Source organism: Candidatus Edwardsbacteria bacterium RifOxyA12_full_54_48, from assembly GCA_001777915.1.
Classification (GTDB): Bacteria; Edwardsbacteria; AC1; order AC1; family EtOH8; genus UBA2226.
The window spans coordinates 151,010-173,279 of record MFFN01000006.1; the positions used below are offsets into that span (position 1 = coordinate 151,010).

The following is a 22,270-nucleotide window of genomic DNA, read 5'->3' on the forward strand; positions in this document are numbered from 1 at the left end:
CCCCGGCAGAAATGCCGGGGGGCTTTGGTTTGCCACTCCATTATTTTTTATTTATGGCTGCCCTGGGCTGCTTCCAGAAATCCCGGCCATCCATCCACCAGATGACGGCTGAATTGTATTCCAGCCTGATCCAGCGGGCGGCGGGAGCCATCTCCTTGAGACAGGCCACCCAGTCGTTCCAACTGTCCTTCTGCATGCCCTCCACAGCCTGGTCCTGCATCTGCTGGGCCTGCTCGCCGGCTCCGGTCTGGGCATATCCCTCCTGCATCTCCTGGGCCAGGGCCATCATGGCGGCCATATCGCCGGATTTCTTCAATTCCTTCATTTTTTTCTTCTTGGCCTCCAGGTCCGCCTTCCGGGCGGAGTCGCCGGCCTTCTCCTTGGGGGGGGCGCCGGGGCCGGCGCCGAACACCTGGTCGTGGTATTTTTTGATGATCAACGAACCATCGGTTCCCGGAGCCCAGTATTGAATGAAGCGCAGCCACTGATATTGGTTGAAAAGCTGATCGTAGTCGGTCTGGGTATGCCCGTAGCGGCCGATCAGCCCTTTCAGCTGGGCCAAAGGCTGGGGTATCATATATTCATAGCCCATGGTCCGCTTTTTAAAGCCGATGGAATCGGTCATGACCACCATCAAACGGGTCAGCTCCGTCAGTTCGTTCTGGGGCTTGCTCTTGTAATGGGCCCGGTAGACCACCGAAAAACCCTTCCGGAAATTCGGCTCATCGGTAAAAGGCTCGATGATATCATAGGGACCCATGGTCTTTTTATAAAAGGCCATTATTTTTTCGGGGTTTTCGTTGGTCACCCGGTTCAAAGGGTTCTCGGATATGGCATCGCTATTGGGATAAATCAGTGAACTCATGGTGGTCTTTTCGTCGGGCGTATCCACCTCACCGCCGTCGGCCAGGCAGAGATTGTGCCCGGCGAGAAGCACTAGCATAATTACCGCAAGATTTTTGCCATTATTTTTCAGGTTCATACCACTCCTTGTATTGAAAATTTCATTTGATGGCATGAATATTAGCATTCAAATCCAAAGAAGTCAATAAGAAACCCCCGGCATTCCGGCCGGGGGCTTTATGATAATATCCTTTTTTATCCCTTGCTTCCCGCCGCTTCCTTGATCAGGAAATCAAGGCGATATCTTATTTTTACTAAGGGTCAATTCTCACGTAATGATTATAGATACTAAATATTATATTTTCTTTAAACTCATTAAATCAAATACTTCTCCACATAAATTTTTATCCTTAAGTTCTTTTTGGTAACTATACACCGAGGAATCATGGGTAATCCCAACTATTTTAGAGCAATACGTAAAAGCAAGAAATATTTGATCAGTTATGTCTGGGATAGGATGCTTTTTTTTGCTAAAAGATAAACGATCTAACAAAGATTTGCTACTTTTCATTTCATACCGAAAATAATTATCAATACTCCTTAATATGTCGGGTGGTGGTTTAAAATCATCATTTATCTCAAACCAGGGGTATCTTTTTAGTTTATCAAATTTTTTAAAAAAGCTATTTTGAATTTGATTTTGTATTAAATATGGCATACCCTCACGTTGCATATCAAGTTTTTTCAATATTGTTGGATTATTTGCAAAATCTTTAACTATACTCTGCGCAACTGTCTCTTCCTCAATTTCTTTTGCACAATACCTTAAAAAAACAATGCCCCCCCTTGAACAGAACCACGTAGTTAATTCTTGTGCCTTTTTTGTTTTATCACCATAGTTTATTTCAACGAAGTTGCCGTTTTTTGATTTTAGTGATGTATTAAGGCAATAAAAAATGACACAATTAGTGTCATATGTTATTTTCTTGCACCCAAGTAATCTATGCATTATAATAAATTATTCTTATTTAAAAAATCAGCAGTAATATCTTCAGAAGTTGGTAAAATATTATTACTTGCACAATAATCTTCAATTAAACTAAAATTATCTTTTAGCGTTTGCAGGTTTAGCTTTTTTAATAATTGGGCGGGGATGCGCCTATATATATTATTAGCACTACTTATATAATCTTTAATTGAATTATTCAAATATTCATTGTTATTTTTGTTTAATTTTAAGGCATATCTACAATAATCAAGTGTACCCAGTAAAAATATCTTATTGCTCGACACAGGGAAACATTCTATACAATCAATATTATCATCAACCATATCTAACAAAAATATATTTGTTACTTTAATAGGATATAAGAATACAGGGTTTGTCTGATACAACGGACTTACATCTTTATCAAAAAAAGGCGCAGTTAAGCTAAAAATTGTTGCTTGTGCTCTTATATCAAACTTATTTGTTCGGGTTAAATCAATTGTGCCCGAAATTGTATTAACATAAGCAGTTAACATGTTATCAACTTTTTAAAAACATTTTCTAAATGTAAAATCTCATTCGCCTGAATTTGTTTAAGACGAACATTGATTTCTTCTATTTTTAATTTAATATCTTCGTGAAAATGTTGTTGTACCAGCAATCCACTCCCATTAAGTTGAAGAGGACTAAATCTCAAATCGTGATGTTGTTCTGGGGTTCCATAAAATATACGCGTAGAATTACCAATGACCTTTTCTGTCAACAACTCCTCCAATTTAGGCTTATCTTTTAGAAAATTATCTGCGATCCACTCTGCAGCATTTTGATTTTGCATATTGCATTGTGCAAATAAATTTAACCCTACTGCTTTTATTGAAAACGTGGAACAACTATCACTTAACGCTTGTATTACATCGGTGGCAAAAGAAACTATATTCCTATCACTAAAAGGCAAGTTTTGAGAATTTGTAATTTCAATTCTATTTGTTTGTATATTTATTTCTGTATTGTTTTTTGAATCCACCAATATAACGCCGGGGGGTATCTTAGCTGCAATATCAAATTGCCTGGCTTTTTGTAAATTATCGATGGAAATATCTTGTATATTTAATGGGTCACAAATAAAAACCACCACGAGCTCTTTTGATGTATATTCCTTTGAACTCATGGTAGCCTCTTAATTTTATAACAAACTGCCATGACGGAATTATAGTGTAATTCAGTTTTCATGTCAAGGATTATTTTACTAATTATTATAGGGGCAACCATTGTAAATTATACCTGCAACAATTGATGACTATTCCCTGCTTCCCGCCGCTTCCTTGATCAGGTTGCTGGCGATGACCCCCCGCTGGATCTGGTTGGTGCCCTCGTAGATCTGGGTGATCTTGGCGTCGCGCATCATCTTCTCCACCGGGTATTCCTTCATGTAGCCGTAGCCACCCAGCACCTGGACCGCATTGGTGGTCACCTCCATGGCCACGTCGGAGGCGAAACACTTGCACATGGCGCTCTCCTTGGCGAACTTCTTCTCCCCGGAATCGATGGTCCGGGCGGTGGCGTAGACCAGGGCCCGGGCGGCCTCCAGCTTCATGGCCATGTCGGCCAGCATGAACTGCACCCCCTGGAAGGCCGAGATCGGCTTGCCGAACTGCACCCGCTCCCGGGAATACTTCACCGCCTCGTCCAGGGCCCCCTGGGCAATCCCCAGGGCCTGGGCGGCCACCCCGGGCCGGGTCCGGTCCAAAGTCCCCATGGCCACCAGAAATCCCATGCCCTCCTTGCCCAGGATCTGGTCCTTGTGCACCCGGCAGTTGTCGAACACCAGCTCGCTGGTGATCGAGGCCCGGATGCCCATCTTGTTCTCCTTCTTGCCGAAGGAGAAGCCGGGGGTGCCCTTCTCCAGGATGAAGGCGGTGGCCCCGCGGCTGCCCTTGGTGCGGTCGGTCATGGCCACCACCGAATATATCTCGGCCTCGCCGCCGTTGGTGATCCACTGCTTGGTGCCGTTCAGCACGAAGTGGTCGCCGTCCTTGGTCGCGGTGGTCTGGATGCCTCCGGCATCCGATCCGGCGTTGGCCTCGGTCAGCCCGAAGGCCGCCAGCTTCTTGCCCTTGGCAATGTCCGGCAGGTATTTCTTCTTCTGCTCCTCGGTACCGAACAGGATGATGGGGAAGGTGCCCAGTCCGGTGGCGGCAAAGGCCAGGGAGATGCCGCCACAGTAGCGCGACAGCTCCTCGGTGGCCACCACCATCTCCATCACTCCACCGCCCAGGCCACCGTAGGCCTCGGGAATGTAGACCCCGCAGATATCGGCGTCGGCCAGCACTTTGACTATATCCCAGGGGAACTCTCCGCTGACGTCATGGTGTTCCCGCACCGGCTTTATCTTCTCCACCCCGATCTTGTGGCAGAGGTCTTTTATCATCTGTTGTTCATCAGTGAAGAAATAATTCATGGCAACTCCTAATATTTTGTCGTTATTTACAGATCTGGTTGCACGTTCATAACGGCCAGACTGGTTATCGCCCGCCGTTCTCGGTCTTAAGTTTCTCGATGGTCTGCTGGGCCGCCGACTGCTCGGCCTCTTTCTTGCTGGCTCCCCAGGCTATTCCATAGCGCTTGCGGCCGATCTTGAGCTCCACCTCGAACATCCGGTTGTGCTTGGGGCCGGATTCGGCCTTAAGGTTGTAGCGCACCGCCTGGGTTATGTTATGCGACTGCAGATATTCCTGGAGCAGCCCCTTGTAATTGCGGTAGGAATCGCTGGATATCAGGTGTTCTATCCGCCAGAAATACCCTTTCTCCAGGAATTTACGCACCGCCCCCAATCCGGAGTCCAGGTAATAGGCGGCGATCAGCGATTCAAATGCATCGCAAAGGATGGAGTCCTTGGACCGCCCGCCGGAGGCCAGCTCCTCGCGGGAGAGCTCCAGCATCTCGCCCACCCCCAGTTCCCGGGCCACCTGGGAGAGGATCCGCTTGCTGACCACCAGCGATTTTATCTCGGTCAGCTTGCCCTCGTCGTCCCGGGGCCGGGTGTGGTAGAGATATTCGCAGACCAGCAGCCCCAGCACCGCATCCCCCAGCAGCTCCATCCGCTCGTTGGATTCCAGATGGGTGGAGGACGCCGACCGGTGCCGCAGCGACTGGAGGAAGAGCTCCTGGTCCCTGATCTTCCAACCCAGCCGGGCCTCTATCCTATTAAGCGCCTCCTTGCGGTGGCCGGGAAGCAGCTTTCTCTTGAGATGGGGGAATATCTTTTTAAACAAATCTTACTGCTCGAATTTTGTTACCGCCAGGCATACATTGTGCCCGCCGAAACCGAAAGAGTTGGACAGGGCCGCCTTGATCTCGGCCGGCCGGGACTTATTGGGCACATAATCCAGGTCGCATTCCGGATCCGGGGTGGTATAATTGATGGTGGGATGAATGGTTTGGTGCATTAGGCACAATGCCGTGGCGATCAGCTCCGCGCCGCCGGCCGCTCCCAGCAGGTGGCCGGTCATCGATTTGGTGGATGAGACCGCCAGCTTTTTGGCATGCTCTCCGAACACCGTCTTGATGGCCGCGGTTTCATATTTATCATTCATGTCAGTAGAAGTGCCATGCGCGTTGATATAGCCGACCTCTTCCGGTTTCAAATCCGCTGTCTTCAGAGCCATTTTCATGGCTCTAACTGCACCTTCGCCGCCTGGAGCCGGAGCGGTGATATGATGGGCGTCGCCGGTGGCACCATAGCCGCAAACCTCGGCATAGATCTTGGCGCCGCGGGCCTGGGCATGTTCTAACTCTTCCAGGATGACTATTCCGGCGCCCTCGCCCATGATGAATCCGTCGCGGTCCTTGTCAAAGGGACGGGAGGCATGTTCCGGGTCATCATTGCGGAGGGACAGGGCCCTTAAGGCGCAGAATCCGGCCAATGCCAGCGGGGTTATCGGGGCCTCGGCCCCCCCGCAGATCATGGCGTCGCTGTCGCCGGTCTGAATGCTTTTCAGTGCCTCGCCGATGGCATGGCCGCCCGAAGCGCAGGCCGAGACCGTGGCATAGTTGGGCCCCTTGGCTCCATGGGCGATGGACACATAACCGGCCGCGATGTCGGAGATCATCATCGGCACGAAGAACGGGGAGACCTTGTCCGGGCCTGATTCCAGCAGTTTCTGGTGCTGGGCCTCCCAGGTCTCGGTGCCGCCGATGCCGGAGGCGATGATCACCCCCACCCGCTCGGCGAACTCGCCCTCGATCTTCAGGCCGGAGTCCTCCACCGCCATCTTGGCGGCCGCCATGGCGTAATGGGTGTAGCGGTCCATCCGGCGGAGCTCCTTGCGGTCCATGTATGCCGCCGGATCGAAATTCTTGACCTCCCCGGCTATCTGGGCGGTATGCCGGGAGGCGTCGAAACGGGTTATTTTGCTTACCCCGCTTTTGCCCTCCTTCAGCCCGGCCCAGAATTCATCGACTGTGTTTCCTATGGGAGAAACCACCCCCATTCCGGTTATTACTACCCTTCTTTTCATATACCTTAAATCTTTCTCAAGATGATTGTTTCTCGGGAACGGAGGCGCCTTTTTTCAGACGCCCCCGTTTTTATTCAGTATGACGGCTTTGCTCTATTTCTCGGCCATCTTCTTTTCGATATACCCGACCGCGCCGCCTACTGTGGTCAGCTTCTCGGCCTCGTCATCCGGGATCTCCATCCCGAACTTCTCCTCCAGGGCCATCACCAGCTCCACTGTGTCCAGTGAATCGGCACCCAGATCCTCGATGAAAGAAGCCTCCATGGTCACCTGCGAAGCCTCAACTCCCAAACGATCGATAACGATCTTTTTGACATCGTCGATTACTGCCATTGTTGTTTCACCTCCTTTTGATTATTAATGTAATAATTGGTTATTGGGTTTTTCTTGAATAATTCTGATTGTCATACTGAGAACGACATCCCGCCAGACAGGTTGAAGTATGACCGCACATCGTCACCCTACGGCCAGCCACGTTCGAAAGTATTCTCAGAGCCTGCACTGAGACAACCACATACTTAATCTTTCGAAGTGGTGACAGATTCCCCTGGGTCTCACATCACCAAACCACCGTCCACGTGCAGCACCTGGCCTGTTATATAAGAGGCCTGCTCCGAGACCAAAAACATCACCGCGTTAGCCACGTCGTCCACGCTGCCCATCCGGCCCAGAGGAATGCCCTTCTTGTAGTTCTCCTTGACCTCCTCTGTCAGTTTGGCGGTCATGGCGGTTTCGATAAAGCCCGGGGCGATGGCGTTGCAGGTGATGTTGCGCGAGGCGAACTCCTTGGCGGTGGATTTGGTGAAGGCGATCAGTCCGCCCTTGCTGGCCGCGTAGTTGGACTGCCCGGCATTGCCCATCACGCCGATGACCGACGACATGTTGACTATCCGGCCCTGGCGCTGTTTCATCATGATCCGGGAGACGGCCTTGGTCAGCAGAAAGGCACCTTTGAGGTTGACATCCAGCACCAGGTCCCAGTCCTTTTCCTCCATCCGCATCATCAGGTTATCCCTGGTAACGCCCGCATTATTGACCAAAATGTCAATAGTGTCAAATGTCTCTTGCGTTTTCTTAACAAGTTCACTGACCTCATTGGCATCGGCCACATTGCACTTGACAGCTAGTGCCTTTCTGCCTAAAGCCTCAATTTCTTTGGCGGTCTTCTCGGCCTCTTCGATGTTGACATCGCTGACCACAATGTTGGCCCCGGCCTTGGCCAGCGCCAGGGCGATGGATTTCCCTATCCCCTGGGCCGATCCGGTTACGATGGCGTTTTTATCTTTTAACTGCATGTTATACATTTGGTATGTTATTAAGTTTATTTGTAATTTTTATCTCTAATATATTTTGATAAAGAAAATGCCAGATCTATATATTCACGAACTTCATTAATTGGAAATTTAATATCGGGGGAATGAACCGCCATGTTTCTTAAATTACGGAGTTTACCAAATATCGCAGCTTTCTTATCATCTAAAATTTCTGACCTTACGAGAAATCCCGACAATTGTAAAGGCGATATATATGTATGTTCATAAAATACTTTATTCACACCTACCAATGACTCTGCTGCTGCACTCTCTACCTCCAGCCATGCTTCTAGTATTGCACTTCGCGGGGATAAATCAATAAGAGCAAGTACCTGATTCTTTTTTTCGTCTTCCCCTTGAGAAGGTATAGGTAATTTTGCATTTGCTGTTTCATTAACCAATTCTTTCATTGATTGTTGAAACTCCAACTCAAAATCCTTATATTTTAATTTTTGAAGATACTGTAATAGATTAGCAATTTTCTCTTTAAAAGTGAAAAATAACAATACAATGGTCACCGGCCAAATGATAGCCTTGATTATTTCAACTATAAAAGTTAAAACGTCCATACCTATCTACTTCTTCAACGCTTCCATCGTCTCCGCCAAAGTCTTGCTATCCTCCACGTTTAGCACGTTGACCTCAGGAGCAATACGTTTGATAAGCCCCTTCAACACCCGGCCGGGGCCGCACTCGATCATGGTGGTCACGCCCAGCTCGGCCATCTTTTTAACTGATTCCTCCCAGCGCACCGGCTTCTTCACCTGCTCGATCAAAAGCTCTTTGATGGTGGCCGGGCTGTGCACCGGCTCGGCCGAGACGTTGGCGATCACCGGGCAGGCCGGCTCTTTTATCGTGATCTGATTGAGCGCCCGTCTCATGCCGTACTGGGCGATGTCCATCAACTCCGAATGAAAGGCCCCGGAGACCTCCAATTGTACCGCCCGCTTGGCCCCCTTGGCCTTGGCCAGCTCCATGGCCTTCTCTATGGCCCTGACCTCGCCGGAGATCACCGTCTGCTCGGCCGAGTTGAAATTGGCGGCCTCCACGATGCCGGCCTCCCGGGCCTGGTGGCAGATATTTTCCACCTCCCTGGGCTCCAGCCCGATGATGGCCGCCATGGTGCCGGGCTGGATGTCGCCAGAGATGGCCATCAGCGAACCGCGGATGCGTACTAATCTGACTGCGTCCTCAAAGGCTACGGCCCCGGCGGCCACCAGGGCGGAATACTCGCCCAGGCTGTGCCCGGCGGTATAATCGAATTTGATGCCCTCCTTCTCCATCAGCCGGAAGGCGGCAATGGAGTGGATCAGGATGGCCGGCTGTGCGTTGTGGGTCATCCGCAATTCGGCCGGGGTGCTCTCGAAGCAGATCTTGGTGATGTCGAACTTTAAGGCCTCGTTGGCCTTCTCGTAGGTCTCCTTGGCCATGGGATGGTTGTCGTAAAGGTCCTTGCCCATGCCCACGTACTGGGCGCCCTGTCCGGGGAATATAAAAGCTAATTTGGACATATTTCCTCTCAAGTTAATGGGACGCAGATTTTCGCAGATTTTTCTTAAGGATAACGCACCGGGACCATTACCCACACTTCAACCGGCCTTTTATCAACAGCTATAGCCGGAGTAAATAGATAGCCATAAAAACAATTCAATGCCGCACTATCCAAGCTGATAGAACCTGACGATTTTGCAATTACCACCTCATCAACCAAACCATTAAAAGTTACTTTACCTTGTAAATACACACAGCCTGTATCTGGGCCGGAATAATCCAATGGCGCTATACGTATAAGTTCCGGAGATATCTCGATTGCTCTAGCTGTATCCGTTGTGCCTATGGCCAAACTGCATGACATAAAAGTGTTCATTAGTTTTGCAGCAGTATCAAGAGAAGCTATAAAATTGCCGTTTGAAACAGGGATTGCTGTACAAAACTTATCTTTCCAATCAAAACCCGTTCTTTCTCTTAACCAAATAACCAAGGTCGAAGTATCGGATACCACACAAGTCGTCAAAACAGCTACATAATCAACCTTATGATTTATAGACCACTCTAAAAATTGTTTATTAGTAGCACAAGGTATGTCATCTATTTTATTTACTAAGCAAGGCAATAATAGTTTCCGGAAATTATAAAATATCTCATCACTTGCCGTGCTGTCTTTTGCCGCAACGTATACGCCTACTTTATATAAATTTGTACTACCATAAATTACAGGATTATCCTTGCTGCAACCGATTGTAAAAATAAACACAGAAGAAAGAAGAAGGCAAAAATTAATAAAATTGCGCATCGTTTATCTCCTACATCAGCATATTTGGATTGCTTCGTCAGTCCCGCACCGATGTCTCCTCGCAATGACCGGCCTTCTGGATTCCAAACTCACTCATTCGACTTGTCGAGCAGGTCGGTCTTCTCAGAGTGACACTTAACTGTCTACCGGATACCGAATACTGTCTACTGTATACCCTATTGAAGCTCCATGCGTAGATTACCACCGTATCAGCACCGCTCCCCAGGTGAATCCGGCCCCGAAGGCCACCAGCATCACCAGGTCGCCCTTTTTGATCCGGCCCTCCCGCACCGCCTCGTCCAATGCGATGGGAATGGAGGCCGCCGAAGTGTTGCCGTATTTCTGAATGTTGACATAGACCGTATCCGCTCCGGCCCCCAGCCGCTCGGCGATGGCCTCGATGATGCGGATATTGGCCTGGTGCGGTATCAGCAGATTCAGCTGATCCTTGGTGATCCCGGCGCTCTCCATGGCTTTCATCGAAGCTTCCAGCATGTTGCGGACGGCATGGGGAAACACCTTGTTGCCGGCCATCTTTACCACGTGCATTTTCTCATCCACCGTTTGGTGGCTGGCCGGATTCAGCGAGCCGCCGCCGGGCATGTAGAGCAAATCTCCCAGGTTGCCGTCGGCCCCCAGGTAGGTTCCCAGGATCCCCCGGTCCTCATCCACCGCACCCAGCACCGCCGCTCCGGCCCCGTCCCCGAACAGTACGCAGGTGCCGCGGTCGGTCCAATCGGTGATCTTGGTCAGTTCCTCGGCCCCGATCACCAGTATCTTTCTTCTGGGGTCGGCCGTTATCAGGGAGCGGGCCAGCTCCAGCCCGTAGATGAACCCGGTGCAGCCGGCCGACAGATCGAAGGCCGCGGCATTCTTGGCGCCCAGGGCGGCCTGGACGATGCAGGCGGTGGAGGGAAACATCATGTCGGGGGTGATGGTCCCGATGATGATAAAATCCAGCTCCTCGGGTTTTATTCCGGCCGCTTCCAGCGCCCGCCGGGCCGCCTCGATGCATAATTTTGAGGTGGGCGTTTTCTCATCCGAGATATGCCGTTCCTTGATGCCGCTGCGCTGGGTTATCCATTCATCGGTGGTTTCGACGATCTTCTCCAGATCGGCGTTGGTCAATATCTTCTCGGGGACGAAATGCCCGGTCCCCAGAATGGCCGCATATTTCATTTTTTAACTTCCTTTGCATAATTGGAAAGTTGGTGCTTGATATGGTCGTTCACCCGGTGGGAGACGCAGCGGTGGGCCACCAGAACGGCGTTCTTGATGGCCTTGGCGGTGGAACGGCCGTGGCAGATGATGCACACCCCGTTGACCCCCAGCAGCGGGGCCCCTCCGTATTCCTCATAATCCAGGTCCTTGGCAAATTTCCTCAGGGCGGGCTTCAACAGCAGGGCCCCGATCTTGCCGAAGATATTGGTATAGACGTACCGTTTGATGGAACCGTAGAACATCCGGACCACGCTCTCGGCAAATTTAAGGATGACGTTGCCCACGAACCCGTCGCAGACCACCACGTCGGCGGTGCCCTTTAGGATGTCCTTGCCCTCGATGTTGCCGATGAAATTCAAACCGCTCTCTGCCAACAGCTGGTGGGATTTGACCGTCAGCTCGTCACCCTTGGTGGACTCCTCGCCCACCGAAAGCAGCCCCACCTTGGGGTCGGGCTTCTCGAAGACGTAATGAGCGAACGAAGAACCCATCATGCCGAACTGCAGCAGATAGTGGGGTTTGCAGTCGGGGTTGGCTCCGGCATCCACCACGATGCAGCCGCCCAGCTCGGTGGGCATGAAGGTGGCGATGGCCGGGCGGGAGACCCCCTCGATCCGCCCCAGTTCAAAAAGCGAGGCACCCATCACCGCTCCGGTGTTCCCGGCCGAGATGAAACCCTCGGCCTCCCCCTTCTTCTGCAGGCGCAGGCCGACCGAGATGGAGGAATCGCGCTTGCTGCGGAGGGCCTCGGTGGGGGTTTCGTGCATACCTATGCTCTGGGAGGCATGCACCAGCTTCACCCCGTATTTCTCCAGATCCTCCTCCTGGTACTCCTGTTCTCCGATGCCAGCGGCCAGCTCGGTCTTGATGGCCACCGTATCGCCTACCAGTATCACCTGAAATTTGCCCCGGCCTATCTTGGCGGCCTCGATGGCCCCCAGGATGTTGGGCACCACCCCGTTGTCGCCGCCCATGGCATCCACCACGATCCTTACCGGACCGGCAGAACCTCCCTCCGGCAGGTTCTCCAGCCCCAGCTTGCCGCCGGTGGTTATCTCCTTGGCCTTTTTGCCGCGGTTCCGTTTGTCAGGGGAATACCCGGGATCCGCCGGCCTGGCCCCGGTATTTTTAGCCTTGGGTACCATTTTATTTTAATAAAAAATTAAACTTCTTTGATGCTGACGATCTCCCGGCCGCCGTAGTATCCGCAGTAGGGGCAGGCCCGGTGCGGCATCCGCGACTGGTGGCAGTGGGAGCACTTCACCAGGTTGGGGGCGGTCAGCTTCCAGTTGGCCCGGCGTTTCCCGGTGCGCGAATTGGAATGTTTTCTCTTGGGGACTGGCATGTTGGTTTCCTCCTAATGTCTTTATGTGATGGTTATTTTTACGGTATGGGATTTCTGCAAAAGTATTTTTAACCGCGGAAACACTGAATTTTCGGAATGATACTAATGGATAAGATGGGGTTTAAGGTTTTTGAATATTTTCGATAGTTCCGTGTTTCAGTGGTATGTTTCGCAAAGGATTTGGTGCCTGTAATTTAGATTTTTGCGCTGTTTAAGATGGTCAGCACCACCTCATCATAGCTGATCCCGGCCACTTTGGCCTCGGCCGGAAGGTCGGACAGGTCGGTCATCCCCGGCAGGGTGTTAACCTCCAAAATGTACGGGGTCCCAGCCCGGTCCACTATGGCATCCACCCGGGACCAGCCGTGACAGCCCAACGTATGATGGGCGGCCAAAGCCGTCTCCTGGGCCCGGCGGTACAGGCTGCCCGGCAGGCGGGCCGGTATGATGAACTCGGTCATCCCCTTGGTGTATTTGGCCTGGAAATCGTAGAATTCGTTTTTGGGAACCAGCTCCAGGATCGGCAGGGCTTTGGCTTTTTGGCCGTTGCCCAGAATGCCGGTGGTGATATTCATGCCGGATATGAACCGCTCGGCTATCAGCCCGCCGTACTTGCGGTGCAGCTTCTTGAAACCCGACACGGCCTCCCGGTGGTTCTTGACGATGGAAACCCCGATAGAAGAGCCCTCCTCCAGCGGCTTTATTATCAGCGGCAGTCCCAGTTCCTCCTGGGCCTGTTGGGCGGACCGGGCCGGGTCATCGCCCCGGTCGATCCATAAAAATTCCGGGGTGGGGATCCCCTGCTCCTTGAATATTTTTTTGCTGTAGCCCTTGTGCATGGCCAGGGCCGAAGCCAGCACCCCCGACCCGGTGTAGGGAATGTCCATCATCTCCAGAAGCCCCTGAATGGTGCCATCCTCGCCGTACCGGCCGTGCAGGATGATGAAGGCCAGCTCTATCTTTTGGGCCGCCAGCTTTTTGGCCACATCGGTTCCCACATCGATGCCCACCGCTTTGAATCCCTGCCGTTTCAGGGCGGCCAGAACATTCCTGCCGGAGCGCAGGGACACCTCCCTCTCCCCGGAACGGCCGCCCATCAGGACCCCGATCTTTTTATCGGCGATTCTTTTCTTGATGCTGCCAGCAGGCATGGCTACCTTTCCAAAAGCGCTTTCATGTCGCGAACCGCCCTATCCAGCCCCACCAGCACCGCTTGGGCGATGATGGCATGCCCGATGTTCAGTTCGGTTATCTGAGGGATTCCAACCACGGGAAGCAGATTAAAATAATTAAGCCCGTGCCCGGCGTGCACTTTCAGACCCAGTTTTTGGGCCAGCTTGGCGGCCTGGGCCACCCGGGCGGTCTCCTTTTGTATCCGATCCCCCCGGGCCTGGGAAAAAGCGTTGGTGTTGATCTCTATTGAATCGGCCCCCAGTTTTCGGGCCAGTTTGACCTGTTTGTCATCCGGCTCGATGAAGCAGGTCACCGATACCCCGGCCGCCTTCAGCTGTCTGGCGGCCCTAGCCACCCGGTCACCGGCCTTTTGCAGGTCCAGCCCGCCCTCGGTGGTTATCTCGTCGGGATTCTCCGGCACCAGGCACACCGCATCGGGCTTGATATTGACCATCATGCCGACCATTTCGTCATCGGCCGCCAATTCCACGTTGAGATGGGTGTTGACCGTCTGGCGAAGCAGCTGGACGTCCCGGTCCTGGATATGGCGGCGGTCGGAGCGCAGATGCACCGTTATGCCGTCGGCCCCGGCCAGGGTGGCCACGGCCGCGGCCCAGACCGGGTCCGGCTGAAGGGACCTTCTGGCCTGCCTCAGGGTGGCCACATGATCGATATTTACGCCCAGTCTTATTCTTTCCATACCCAACAATAAACCACGGTAGGAGCCTTTGCAGATTTTTACTGCATCCGCTAGACCGTGGTCCTAAATTTTATTATATAGAATTATTTCTTTATGATCGCGATCGGGATCACCACGCAGTATCCCAGCACCAGCAGCACCGGGGCCGCGTTCATGGTAAGCCATCCGTTGACCCCGCCCTTAAAGGGATGAACGAACGGGAAACCGCCGCCAAATGTGGGACTGGAAAGGAACAGGAAGCCCAACAGGATCAGCCCGGCAGCGGCGGCGAACAAAACATAATTTACCCTGGTAAAGCCGATGGGGGTCTCCGGGGCGGATCCCTTGCTGATCGCCTCCTGTTTGGCGGCCGGCCTTCTATAAATTTTCTTTGCCATAATGTCCTTTAATTAGATTGGTAAGTATACAAATTTTAAGGCCTTTTGTCAAGAGATAAGGCTTCGGTTTATAGAAGCCGAACCAGGAAGCAAGAAGGCTGTTTACTTGTTGAGGTATCTTTCCGGTGAGTTTAAAATAATATGTAACTTTTAGCCCGGCAATCCGTAATTTAAGGTGAATATCAATAAAAAGGAGACCATCATGAAGGACCTGTCAACGGGCTTGAAAAACATCCTGGGCGTCGGTTTAAAGCCCGGTTCGTATCTTAATATTCTGTACCTTTTGCTGGCCTTTCCCCTGGGGATCTTCTATTTTGCATATCTGATCACCGGATTCTCCATCGGCCTGGGCCTGCTTTACATATTTATCGGCCTGCCTTTCCTGCTGCTGACCATGTTCTCCTGGAGGATCTTCGCCCGGTTTGAGGGGTTTCAGGCCAGATGGCTTTTAAAAGAGGCCGTCCAGGCCGACCGGCCGCTTAGGTGGACCGAAGCCAACGGCTTCTGGAATTGGATCACCTCCCGGCTCTCCAGCAAATATACCTGGAAGGGGTTGGTTTATCTGTTATTGAAGGCGCCGTTAGGCATTGTCTCCTTTATCGTTACCGCCACCCTGGCCAGCGTTTCCGGAGTTCTGATAATCGCTCCATTCATATACAGATTCGTGGATTATGAACTGCCCTGGGGAGCCATCAGCACCATGTCTCAGGCCCTCAGTTTGACAGCCATCGGACTGGGGTTGGGCTTGTTTTCGCTGCATATCTTTAACGGCCTGGCCGCCGTATTCAGATGGCTTTCCAAAAGTCTGTTAAATTCCGGACAAAGACTGGCTGTTGCGGAGTAATGTTCCGCCATATTATCAAAGCCCCGATGATGAACTCGTCGGGGCTTTTCTGTTGTCCGGTTTACAATGTATTAAAAATGAACCGTAAAGCCGCAGCCGAACTGCAGGCCCGAAACTTTCAGATCGATCTCCTGTTGGGATTCGGGAAGGGAGAAATCCTCAAAACTATCTTTGGAGTACATCCAATAGACCCTCAGGGCCTCCCGGTCCGGCTTCAGCCAGAACAAAAAGCCGCCGCCGACCTGAAGGGTCCGGTATACTACCTTATCGTCGATTGTTCTGGTAATAGTGCTGTCGATGGTATAGGCGCTGTCCACCGACGGCCGGGACATATACTGGATCTCATATTCTCCGTCGGCCTTGGCCGAGAAGCTGATGGTCCCATACCTGATCTCGCCGTAGGGTTCCAACCGTCCCCAGGGTACCGCCACCGCCAGATTGATCAGCGGGGTGTGGGAGGTGAAATTTATTTCCAGGTCCTCGGACTGCATCGTGGTCGAATACCAGTCGGACGAGAAGTTCTTTCTTATCGCATTCGGATAGATCCGGAACTGGTACATCAGTCCCAGGGTGACATTGCGGTTGAGGGCAAAGCCCACTCCCGCCCCGCCTCCCAATCCGCTGCCCACGAAATCATCTTCAGTGACAGACATGGTCTGGGTAGTGGCGCTATAAGAGTCGAATGTGGCAACATCCTCGGTACTGGAGACGAGGTTCTTCACAAAATCGAACGAACAAAAGTTAATCTTCCATCGCCGGAGTGGCATTCTGGCTTCTATCTTGGTCTCCCGGCCGGGAGTGGGGGTCAATTTTGCATTATATGTTTTATACCCCCACTTGGTGGCTTTTATTTTATACAGCGAATCCGTCAGGTCATCTATGGTTATGCCTTGTTCAGTAACGATCCCCTGGTATTTCTTGTTCAGGAATAGCTTGGCCCCGGCCGGATCGGTCTTGATCTTAAGTTTGCCGGCCAGGCTCATCAGCGGGGCGTTGATGGTATCCACTTTCCCGATGCTTACCAGCCGGCTGGTGGAGAACAGGCTGTAGCCCTCCTTTATCAGTGAGATCTGGTGCAATCCCTCGGACAGCGGGTATATCAGGTTTGGGGTCAGCCTGGTTTGTTCCTGTCCGTCCACCAGTATCTTGGCCCCATCGGGCTCGGTGACCACAAAAAGCCCGCCCGGTTTGGATGATTGGCCGGCCCCCGGTTTCCAGGAGGAGAATATCTCGGCCGCTTCCTTCATGGCGGTCAGCAGGTCGGCGATCTTTCCGTAATTGCGGGAAAACGACAGGTCTATGCCCCCGGTCTGGATGTCTATCATTCGCAATTCGACCACATAGATAGTGCCCAGTTTGCCGATGGTGCCGCCGATCATCTTCTGGGCCCCCAGCAGTTGTCCGACCTCCACCAGGCAGGAGGCTTCGCTGCAGGCCCCGGTCATCTGGAAGCCCTGTTCTTTTAGTATTTCATCTCTTTTAGATCTTTCCACCACGTCGTAAACCCGGTATTCCACCAGGCTGTTCAGCAGCTTGTCGGTCAGCAGGGACAGCTCCTTCTGCGAAAGTCCCGAAGAGGTATTGAGGTCCATCACCGAAATGGTGGTCTTTTGTGTCCCGCCCATGGCCAAGCCGGTCAATAAAAGACATAGTCCAACGACCAGCAACGCCTTTTTCATTTTACTCCTTTATAGTTAGAGTTCCGCTTTGATCTCGAATCTGCTGGCTTCCGGTTTGGCAACGGAGGTTTCGGCATCCCGGGCCCCGGCCGTCTGCATCAGATCGTTCCAGATCAGTTTTATGACCTTTATATCCCCCTCGTCCCCTGATATTGTTAGACTCTTCAGCGGCGTTTTGACGCTGACCTTGGCCTCGCTCTTGGCCTTGCGGACCACGCTTAAGACCTCCATGGCCGCGCCGAAGGGATCTCCCTCCGCTGACGGAGCAATGTCCTTGAACTCGGTTTCGGACGGCCAGGCCGAAGCGTGGATCGAACTCTGTTTTCCGGATTCCGTCGCGAACATCCAGCTCCAGGCCTCCTCGGTGAAGAAGGGAATGAACGGAGCGAACAGCCTCAGCAATACAGACAGGGTGACTTTCAGGGTGGCCAGGGCCGAGATCTTTCCCGGGGTCATCTCCTCCTGATAGGCCCGGACCTTGACCAGCTCCAGATAATTATCACAGAACTTCTCCCAGAAGAACGATTCGGTGTACTGCAGGGCATCGGCATATTCGAAATTATCGAAATGTCTTCCTGCTTTGCTGACAACCTGCAGCAAGTGATCAAGAAAACTGCGGTCCAGTTCCTCGGTGATCTTATCGGAAGTAAGCAAGGCAAGGTTCTGGTTCAATAAATGTCCGGTTACGAATTTGGAAGCGTTGTACAGCTTGGTGACCAGCCGTTTGCCGTTGGCAAACAAAGCCTCGTCATAAGCGGTATCGACCCCCAGACGGGCCTTGGCCGACCAGTACCGGACGCCATCTGAAGAATATTGTTGAAGCAGGTGCTCCGGCGTGATCACATTGCCTACGCTCTTGGACATTTTCTTTCGATCGGGGTCCAATATCCAGCCGTTTACCAGCACGTTATGCCAGGGTATCTGGTTCTCATGAAGATAGGCCTTGACAATGGTATAGAAGGCCCAGGTCCGGATGATCTCCGGCCCCTGCGGCCGGATGTCCATGGGAAAGACCTTTTGGTGCCTTCCGTCACCAAGCGCCCAGTGGCTGGCGATCTGGGGGGTCATGGAACTGGTGGCCCAAGTGTCCATCACATCGGGGTCGCCGGTGAAGCCGTTGGGCTTGCCCCTCCGGCTTTCATCGAATCCCGGGGCGGGATGCGACTGAGGATCGGTGGGCAGCATTTTTTCATCGGCCAGAATGGGATTCTCGTAATCGGGATTGCCTTCTGGATCCAGCTGGTACCAGACCGGAAACGGCACCCCGAAATACCTCTGGCGGCTGACGCACCAATCCTGATTCAAGCCCTGCACCCAGTTCTGGTAGCGGACCTTCATGAAATCGGGATGCCATTGGATCTTGTTGCCCTGATCTATCAGGGCCTCCTTCTTGTCCATGATCCGGATGTACCACTGGCGGGTGGGAATTATCTCCAGAGGGCGTTCGCCCCTCTCGTACATCTTTACCGGATGCTCGATTGGTTTTGGCTCCTCGGTCAATGGTGCCCCCAGTCCCGGCAAGGCTTCAGCTTCGGAGGTTCTCAACATCTGAACTACTGCTGCCTGCGCCTGTTTGATGTTCTTGCCGGAGATCTGTCCGTAGAATTCATTGGCTTGGTCCGCAGTCAGGCTCTCCCAACCCTGGGTGCCGAACTGAACCGGCATCATCCGGCCGTTGCGGCCTATGGTCTGTCTCAGTGGGAGTTTGTACTGGCGCCACCACTCGACATCCATGACATCGCCGAAGGTACAGACCATCAGGATCCCGGTGCCCTTCTCGGGATCGGCCTTGTCGTTGGCAATGATCGGCACCGGGACACGGAACAGCGGGGTGACCGCTTTTTTGCCGAACAACGCCTTGTACCGTTCATCATCGGGATGGGCGATCACCGCCACGCAGGAGGCCAGCAGTTCCGGCCTGGTGGTGGCGATGACAAATGATGCCGCTTGTGATGAGCCTGCCGGATCACCCTCCACCCCGAACCTAATATTGTGAAAGAAGCCCGGCATGTTCCGATCCTCCACCTCGGCCTGGGATACCGCGGTCTGGAAATCCACATCCCACAGATGCGGTGCGAACATGGAGTAGACATGCCCATCCTTGAAAAGTTTGGCGAAGGATAATTGCGATGTTTTCCGGCAGAGATCGTCGATGGTGGCGTATTCCAGCTGCCAGTCGATGGACAGGCCCAAATGTTGCCACAGCTGTTTGAAGACCTTTTCGTCCTCTTCGGTGACATTGTGGCACAGCTCGATGAAATTATCCCGGTTGATCTCCTCGGGACGCGATTTCTTATCATTTTTTGGTTTGAAGCCGGACTGGTAAGGCAGATGGGTGTTGCATCGGACATTGTAGAAGTTCTGCACCCGGCGCTCGGTGGGAAGGCCGTTGTCATCCCAGCCCATGGGATAGAAAATGTTAAGTCCCTTCATCCTTCTCTGGCGGACGATCACATCCTGCTGAATATATCCGAAGGCCGACCCCACATGCAGAGAACCGCTTACCGTGGGCGGCGGAGTATCCACCACAAAGGTCTCCTGCCTTCCGCGGTTTTCGTCCCAGTGGTATATCTTCTCATCCAGCCAGCGCTGCATCAGCTTTTTTTCTATTTGGTCGAATTGGTATTTTTCAGGTATCTTTCCCATACGATCCCATCTCTGTTTTGATATGTGAACCCCGGTAATGTTACAATACCAGGTTTTTCGGCAAGGCTGAATTTCAGGCCACCCGTCATTTTACCTTAAATAAAATCTTCAAGTCAAGTTAAAAAGGCCGCCTCCGGTCAGGCAATATCTGCTTGATATTATTGTGGGATTATGATACCCTTTGGGGAATACAGTGGATTGGGAGATCATGAGAAAGGCAATTCTGGGGCTGGACCTGGGCGGGACCAACATCAAATCTGTCCTGTTCGACCCTGCCCTCAATAAGATCATCACCCGCAAGCAGATACCGACCCAGGCCGGATCGGGCGTCTCCCGGGTGGTCGACAACATCGTTTCTTCGATCAAAGACGATCTGGATGCCGCCAAAGGATCCCGGCACAAAATAACCGCCCTGGGAATCGGATCGGCCGGGCTGGTGGAGAATGGCGTGGTTCGCAATTCCCCCAATCTTCCCGGCTGGCAGGGATCGGTTCCCCTGCTCAAATTGATCAGAGACCAGATGCCGGGATGCGGCCTGCCGATCCTGATAGAGAATGACGTCAACTGCCTGGTGGCCGCCGAATACGCTATTGGGGCGGCCAAAGGTCATTCGGAGGTGGTGGGGCTGGCCATCGGCACCGGAGTGGGCGGGGGAATAATGATCAACGGCCGGCTGGTGACCGGAGCCCATGGCGGGGCGGGGGAATTGGGGCACATGACTATCAAGATGGACGGTCCTTTATGCAAATGCGGCAATCACGGCTGCCTGGAGGCGATGATCGGCACCGATGCAATATTAGCAAGATATCATAGAATCGACAAAACCACCAAAACCAAAAGCCTCACCGTTGCGCAGATAGCCCTGATGGCTAGAAAAAACCAACCGGCCGCAGTCAAGACCTTGGCCGAAACCGGGAAGATACTGGGTGTCGCCCTGGCCAGTATTGCCAACATCTTCAATCCCCAGGTGATAGTGCTGGGCGGCGGAGTGATCCAGGCTGGAAATCTTTTGATCGACCCGGCCAGGCAGGAGATGAATAAAAGGGCGATGCCTTATAATGCCAAGGGCTTGAAAATAAGAACGGCCAAGCTCGGTCCCGTAGCCGGTGCTGTCGGGGCGGCGATCTTGGCCTATAGATATTTTGCCAAATGACCGTTAACCTACATCTCCCCCGCCCGTTTGACGGCTTTCCTGCCGTATCTCCCCCTTATCTTATCCACCGCCTTGTCCAGTTCCTCATTCTTGATCTTATTTTTGGGATCGTCGAACAAGCCCAGTTGGTCCTCCCCCTGATTCAGATTGGAGGCCGATACGCCTATCAGCCTGATCTTTCGGAAAGTCTGCCAGTTCTTGTCGAAAAGCATTCGGGCTATGGCATTGATCTCGATGGCGTTGTCAACTGAAGCTTCTAGAGTCCGTCCGTAGGTATGGGTCTCGAAGTCTTGATATCTGAGTTTGAGGGTGATGGTCCTTCCTTTTACCCCTTCGGCCCTCAGGGAAGCGGCCACCTGCTCGGAAAGGGACAACAGCGTTCTATGGATATCTTCTTTGCTACCGGTATCCTCGTCGTAAGTGTGCTCCCGCCCCATGGACTTGACCTGATCTCCCTGGCTGACGGGATCGCCGTCAATGCCGTTGGCCCGTTCATGGAGGTAGTCACCCATTCTGCCGAACACAGCCTCCAGCCGCTTGGGATCAAATCCGGCCAGCTGGCCGATGGTTATGACGCCCATCTGTTTCAATCGTTCCGTCGTCTTTGGTCCGACGCCCCATAGTTTCCCCGCCGGCATCGGGGACAAAAAATCCCTCTCTCCGCCTTCGGGCACAATCACCAGCCCGTCCGGTTTCTCAAGGTCGGAGGCGATCTTGGCCACCAATTTATTGGACCCCATGCCGACCGAGGCGGTAAGGGATAATTGACCCTTGATGGCCCCCTTTATCTTCCGGGCGATCTCCAAGGGCCCCCCGAAAAGCCTCTGGCAACCGGTCAGATCCAAAAAGGCTTCATCCACCGAGATCTGCTCGATCTGCGGAGTGAAGCCTTTCAGTATTCCCATGATTTTATCGGATATTTCGGAGTATCGTCCCATCCGTCCCGGCAGAAAGATCCCTTTGGGGCACAGCGCAAAGGCCCGGGAGACCGGCATGGCCGAATGCACCCCGAATTTCCTGGCCTCATATGACGCCGCCGACACCACGCCGCGCCCCTTGCCCCCCTGAGGATCGGCCCCCACTATCACCGGCTGGCCCCTTAAAGCCGGATCATCCAGCACTTCGACCGCCGCATAAAAGCAGTCCATATCCACATGGGCAATCAGCCTTGACATATT

General features: G+C 52.6%; 22 protein-coding genes. 3 read left to right on the forward strand and 19 right to left on the reverse strand.

Annotated elements, in window-relative coordinates:
- Nucleotides 1-40: 40 nt before the first annotated feature.
- From A2273_00650 to A2273_00695, 10 genes are all read right to left on the reverse strand, one after another.
- Nucleotides 41-982: a hypothetical protein gene (locus A2273_00650; GenBank protein OGF06752.1), complete on the reverse strand. Its 942-nt coding sequence runs from the start codon at nucleotides 980-982 to the stop codon at nucleotides 41-43.
- A 216-nt stretch (nucleotides 983-1,198) separates the two neighbouring features.
- Nucleotides 1,199-1,852, reverse strand: coding sequence for a hypothetical protein (locus A2273_00655; GenBank protein OGF06753.1), 654 nt, complete (start codon nucleotides 1,850-1,852; stop codon nucleotides 1,199-1,201).
- Between the two features lie 508 nt (nucleotides 1,853-2,360).
- Complete coding sequence (locus A2273_00660) at nucleotides 2,361-2,999, reverse strand: hypothetical protein (protein OGF06754.1); 639 nt, start codon at nucleotides 2,997-2,999, stop codon at nucleotides 2,361-2,363.
- Between the two features lie 129 nt (nucleotides 3,000-3,128).
- On the reverse strand, nucleotides 3,129-4,289 hold the full coding sequence (locus A2273_00665; GenBank protein ID OGF06755.1) for an acyl-CoA dehydrogenase: 1,161 nt from the start codon (nucleotides 4,287-4,289) through the stop codon (nucleotides 3,129-3,131).
- Nucleotides 4,290-4,353: 64 nt separating this feature from the next.
- Nucleotides 4,354-5,067 carry a ribonuclease III gene (locus A2273_00670; protein ID OGF06953.1) on the reverse strand — a complete coding sequence of 238 codons (714 nt, stop codon included), beginning with the start codon at nucleotides 5,065-5,067 and terminating at the stop codon, nucleotides 4,354-4,356.
- A 39-nt stretch (nucleotides 5,068-5,106) separates the two neighbouring features.
- The gene (locus A2273_00675; protein ID OGF06756.1) at nucleotides 5,107-6,348 is read right to left on the reverse strand and encodes a beta-ketoacyl-[acyl-carrier-protein] synthase II; all 1,242 of its coding nucleotides are present in this window, start codon (nucleotides 6,346-6,348) and stop codon (nucleotides 5,107-5,109) included.
- Between the two features lie 93 nt (nucleotides 6,349-6,441).
- Nucleotides 6,442-6,681 carry an acyl carrier protein gene (locus A2273_00680; protein OGF06757.1) on the reverse strand — a complete coding sequence of 80 codons (240 nt, stop codon included), beginning with the start codon at nucleotides 6,679-6,681 and terminating at the stop codon, nucleotides 6,442-6,444.
- 221 nt (nucleotides 6,682-6,902) lie between these two features.
- The gene (locus A2273_00685; protein ID OGF06954.1) at nucleotides 6,903-7,643 is read right to left on the reverse strand and encodes a 3-oxoacyl-[acyl-carrier-protein] reductase; all 741 of its coding nucleotides are present in this window, start codon (nucleotides 7,641-7,643) and stop codon (nucleotides 6,903-6,905) included.
- Nucleotides 7,644-7,669: 26 nt separating this feature from the next.
- A complete protein-coding gene (locus A2273_00690; protein ID OGF06758.1) occupies nucleotides 7,670-8,230 on the reverse strand; it encodes a hypothetical protein in 561 nt (186 codons plus the stop codon).
- Between the two features lie 6 nt (nucleotides 8,231-8,236).
- Nucleotides 8,237-9,172, reverse strand: a complete 936-nt coding sequence (locus tag A2273_00695; GenBank protein ID OGF06759.1) for a [acyl-carrier-protein] S-malonyltransferase — start codon at nucleotides 9,170-9,172, stop codon at nucleotides 8,237-8,239.
- Nucleotides 9,173-9,496: 324 nt separating this feature from the next.
- Between A2273_00695 and A2273_00700 the strand changes: the two genes are divergently transcribed.
- Complete coding sequence (locus A2273_00700; protein OGF06760.1) at nucleotides 9,497-9,688, forward strand: hypothetical protein; 192 nt, start codon at nucleotides 9,497-9,499, stop codon at nucleotides 9,686-9,688.
- A 464-nt stretch (nucleotides 9,689-10,152) separates the two neighbouring features.
- On the opposite strand, the gene A2273_00705 is transcribed toward A2273_00700, so the two are convergent.
- The 6 genes from A2273_00705 to A2273_00730 all read right to left on the reverse strand — a co-directional run bounded on the left by A2273_00705 (nucleotide 10,153) and on the right by A2273_00730 (nucleotide 14,770).
- A complete protein-coding gene (locus A2273_00705; GenBank protein ID OGF06761.1) occupies nucleotides 10,153-11,133 on the reverse strand; it encodes a 3-oxoacyl-ACP synthase in 981 nt (326 codons plus the stop codon).
- The gene (locus A2273_00710; protein ID OGF06955.1) at nucleotides 11,130-12,149 is read right to left on the reverse strand and encodes a hypothetical protein; all 1,020 of its coding nucleotides are present in this window, start codon (nucleotides 12,147-12,149) and stop codon (nucleotides 11,130-11,132) included. The genes A2273_00705 and A2273_00710 overlap by 4 nt, the downstream gene beginning before the upstream one ends.
- 188 nt (nucleotides 12,150-12,337) lie before the next feature.
- Complete coding sequence (locus A2273_00715) at nucleotides 12,338-12,520, reverse strand: 50S ribosomal protein L32 (GenBank protein ID OGF06762.1); 183 nt, start codon at nucleotides 12,518-12,520, stop codon at nucleotides 12,338-12,340.
- A gap of 194 nt (nucleotides 12,521-12,714) precedes the next feature.
- Nucleotides 12,715-13,671: a hypothetical protein gene (locus A2273_00720; protein ID OGF06763.1), complete on the reverse strand. Its 957-nt coding sequence runs from the start codon at nucleotides 13,669-13,671 to the stop codon at nucleotides 12,715-12,717.
- A gap of 2 nt (nucleotides 13,672-13,673) precedes the next feature.
- Nucleotides 13,674-14,393 carry a pyridoxine 5'-phosphate synthase gene (locus A2273_00725; protein ID OGF06764.1) on the reverse strand — a complete coding sequence of 240 codons (720 nt, stop codon included), beginning with the start codon at nucleotides 14,391-14,393 and terminating at the stop codon, nucleotides 13,674-13,676.
- Between the two features lie 83 nt (nucleotides 14,394-14,476).
- A complete protein-coding gene (locus tag A2273_00730) occupies nucleotides 14,477-14,770 on the reverse strand; it encodes a hypothetical protein (protein OGF06765.1) in 294 nt (97 codons plus the stop codon).
- A 202-nt stretch (nucleotides 14,771-14,972) separates the two neighbouring features.
- On the opposite strand from A2273_00730, the gene A2273_00735 reads away from it, so the two are divergent.
- Nucleotides 14,973-15,614, forward strand: coding sequence for a hypothetical protein (locus tag A2273_00735; protein OGF06766.1), 642 nt, complete (start codon nucleotides 14,973-14,975; stop codon nucleotides 15,612-15,614).
- Between the two features lie 71 nt (nucleotides 15,615-15,685).
- Here A2273_00735 and A2273_00740 read toward each other — a convergent pair whose 3' ends face one another.
- Both A2273_00740 and valS read right to left on the reverse strand, forming a co-directional pair.
- A complete protein-coding gene (locus tag A2273_00740) occupies nucleotides 15,686-17,293 on the reverse strand; it encodes a hypothetical protein (GenBank protein ID OGF06767.1) in 1,608 nt (535 codons plus the stop codon).
- A gap of 15 nt (nucleotides 17,294-17,308) precedes the next feature.
- The gene (gene valS / locus A2273_00745; GenBank protein ID OGF06768.1) at nucleotides 17,309-19,939 is read right to left on the reverse strand and encodes a valine--tRNA ligase; all 2,631 of its coding nucleotides are present in this window, start codon (nucleotides 19,937-19,939) and stop codon (nucleotides 17,309-17,311) included.
- A 208-nt stretch (nucleotides 19,940-20,147) separates the two neighbouring features.
- On the opposite strand from valS, the gene A2273_00750 reads away from it, so the two are divergent.
- Nucleotides 20,148-21,092, forward strand: coding sequence for a hypothetical protein (locus tag A2273_00750; GenBank protein ID OGF06769.1), 945 nt, complete (start codon nucleotides 20,148-20,150; stop codon nucleotides 21,090-21,092).
- 8 nt (nucleotides 21,093-21,100) lie between these two features.
- Here A2273_00750 and A2273_00755 read toward each other — a convergent pair whose 3' ends face one another.
- Entirely contained in the window at nucleotides 21,101-22,267 is a 1,167-nt protein-coding gene (locus tag A2273_00755; GenBank protein ID OGF06770.1) for a hypothetical protein, read from the reverse strand.
- Nucleotides 22,268-22,270: the final 3 nt, after the last annotated feature.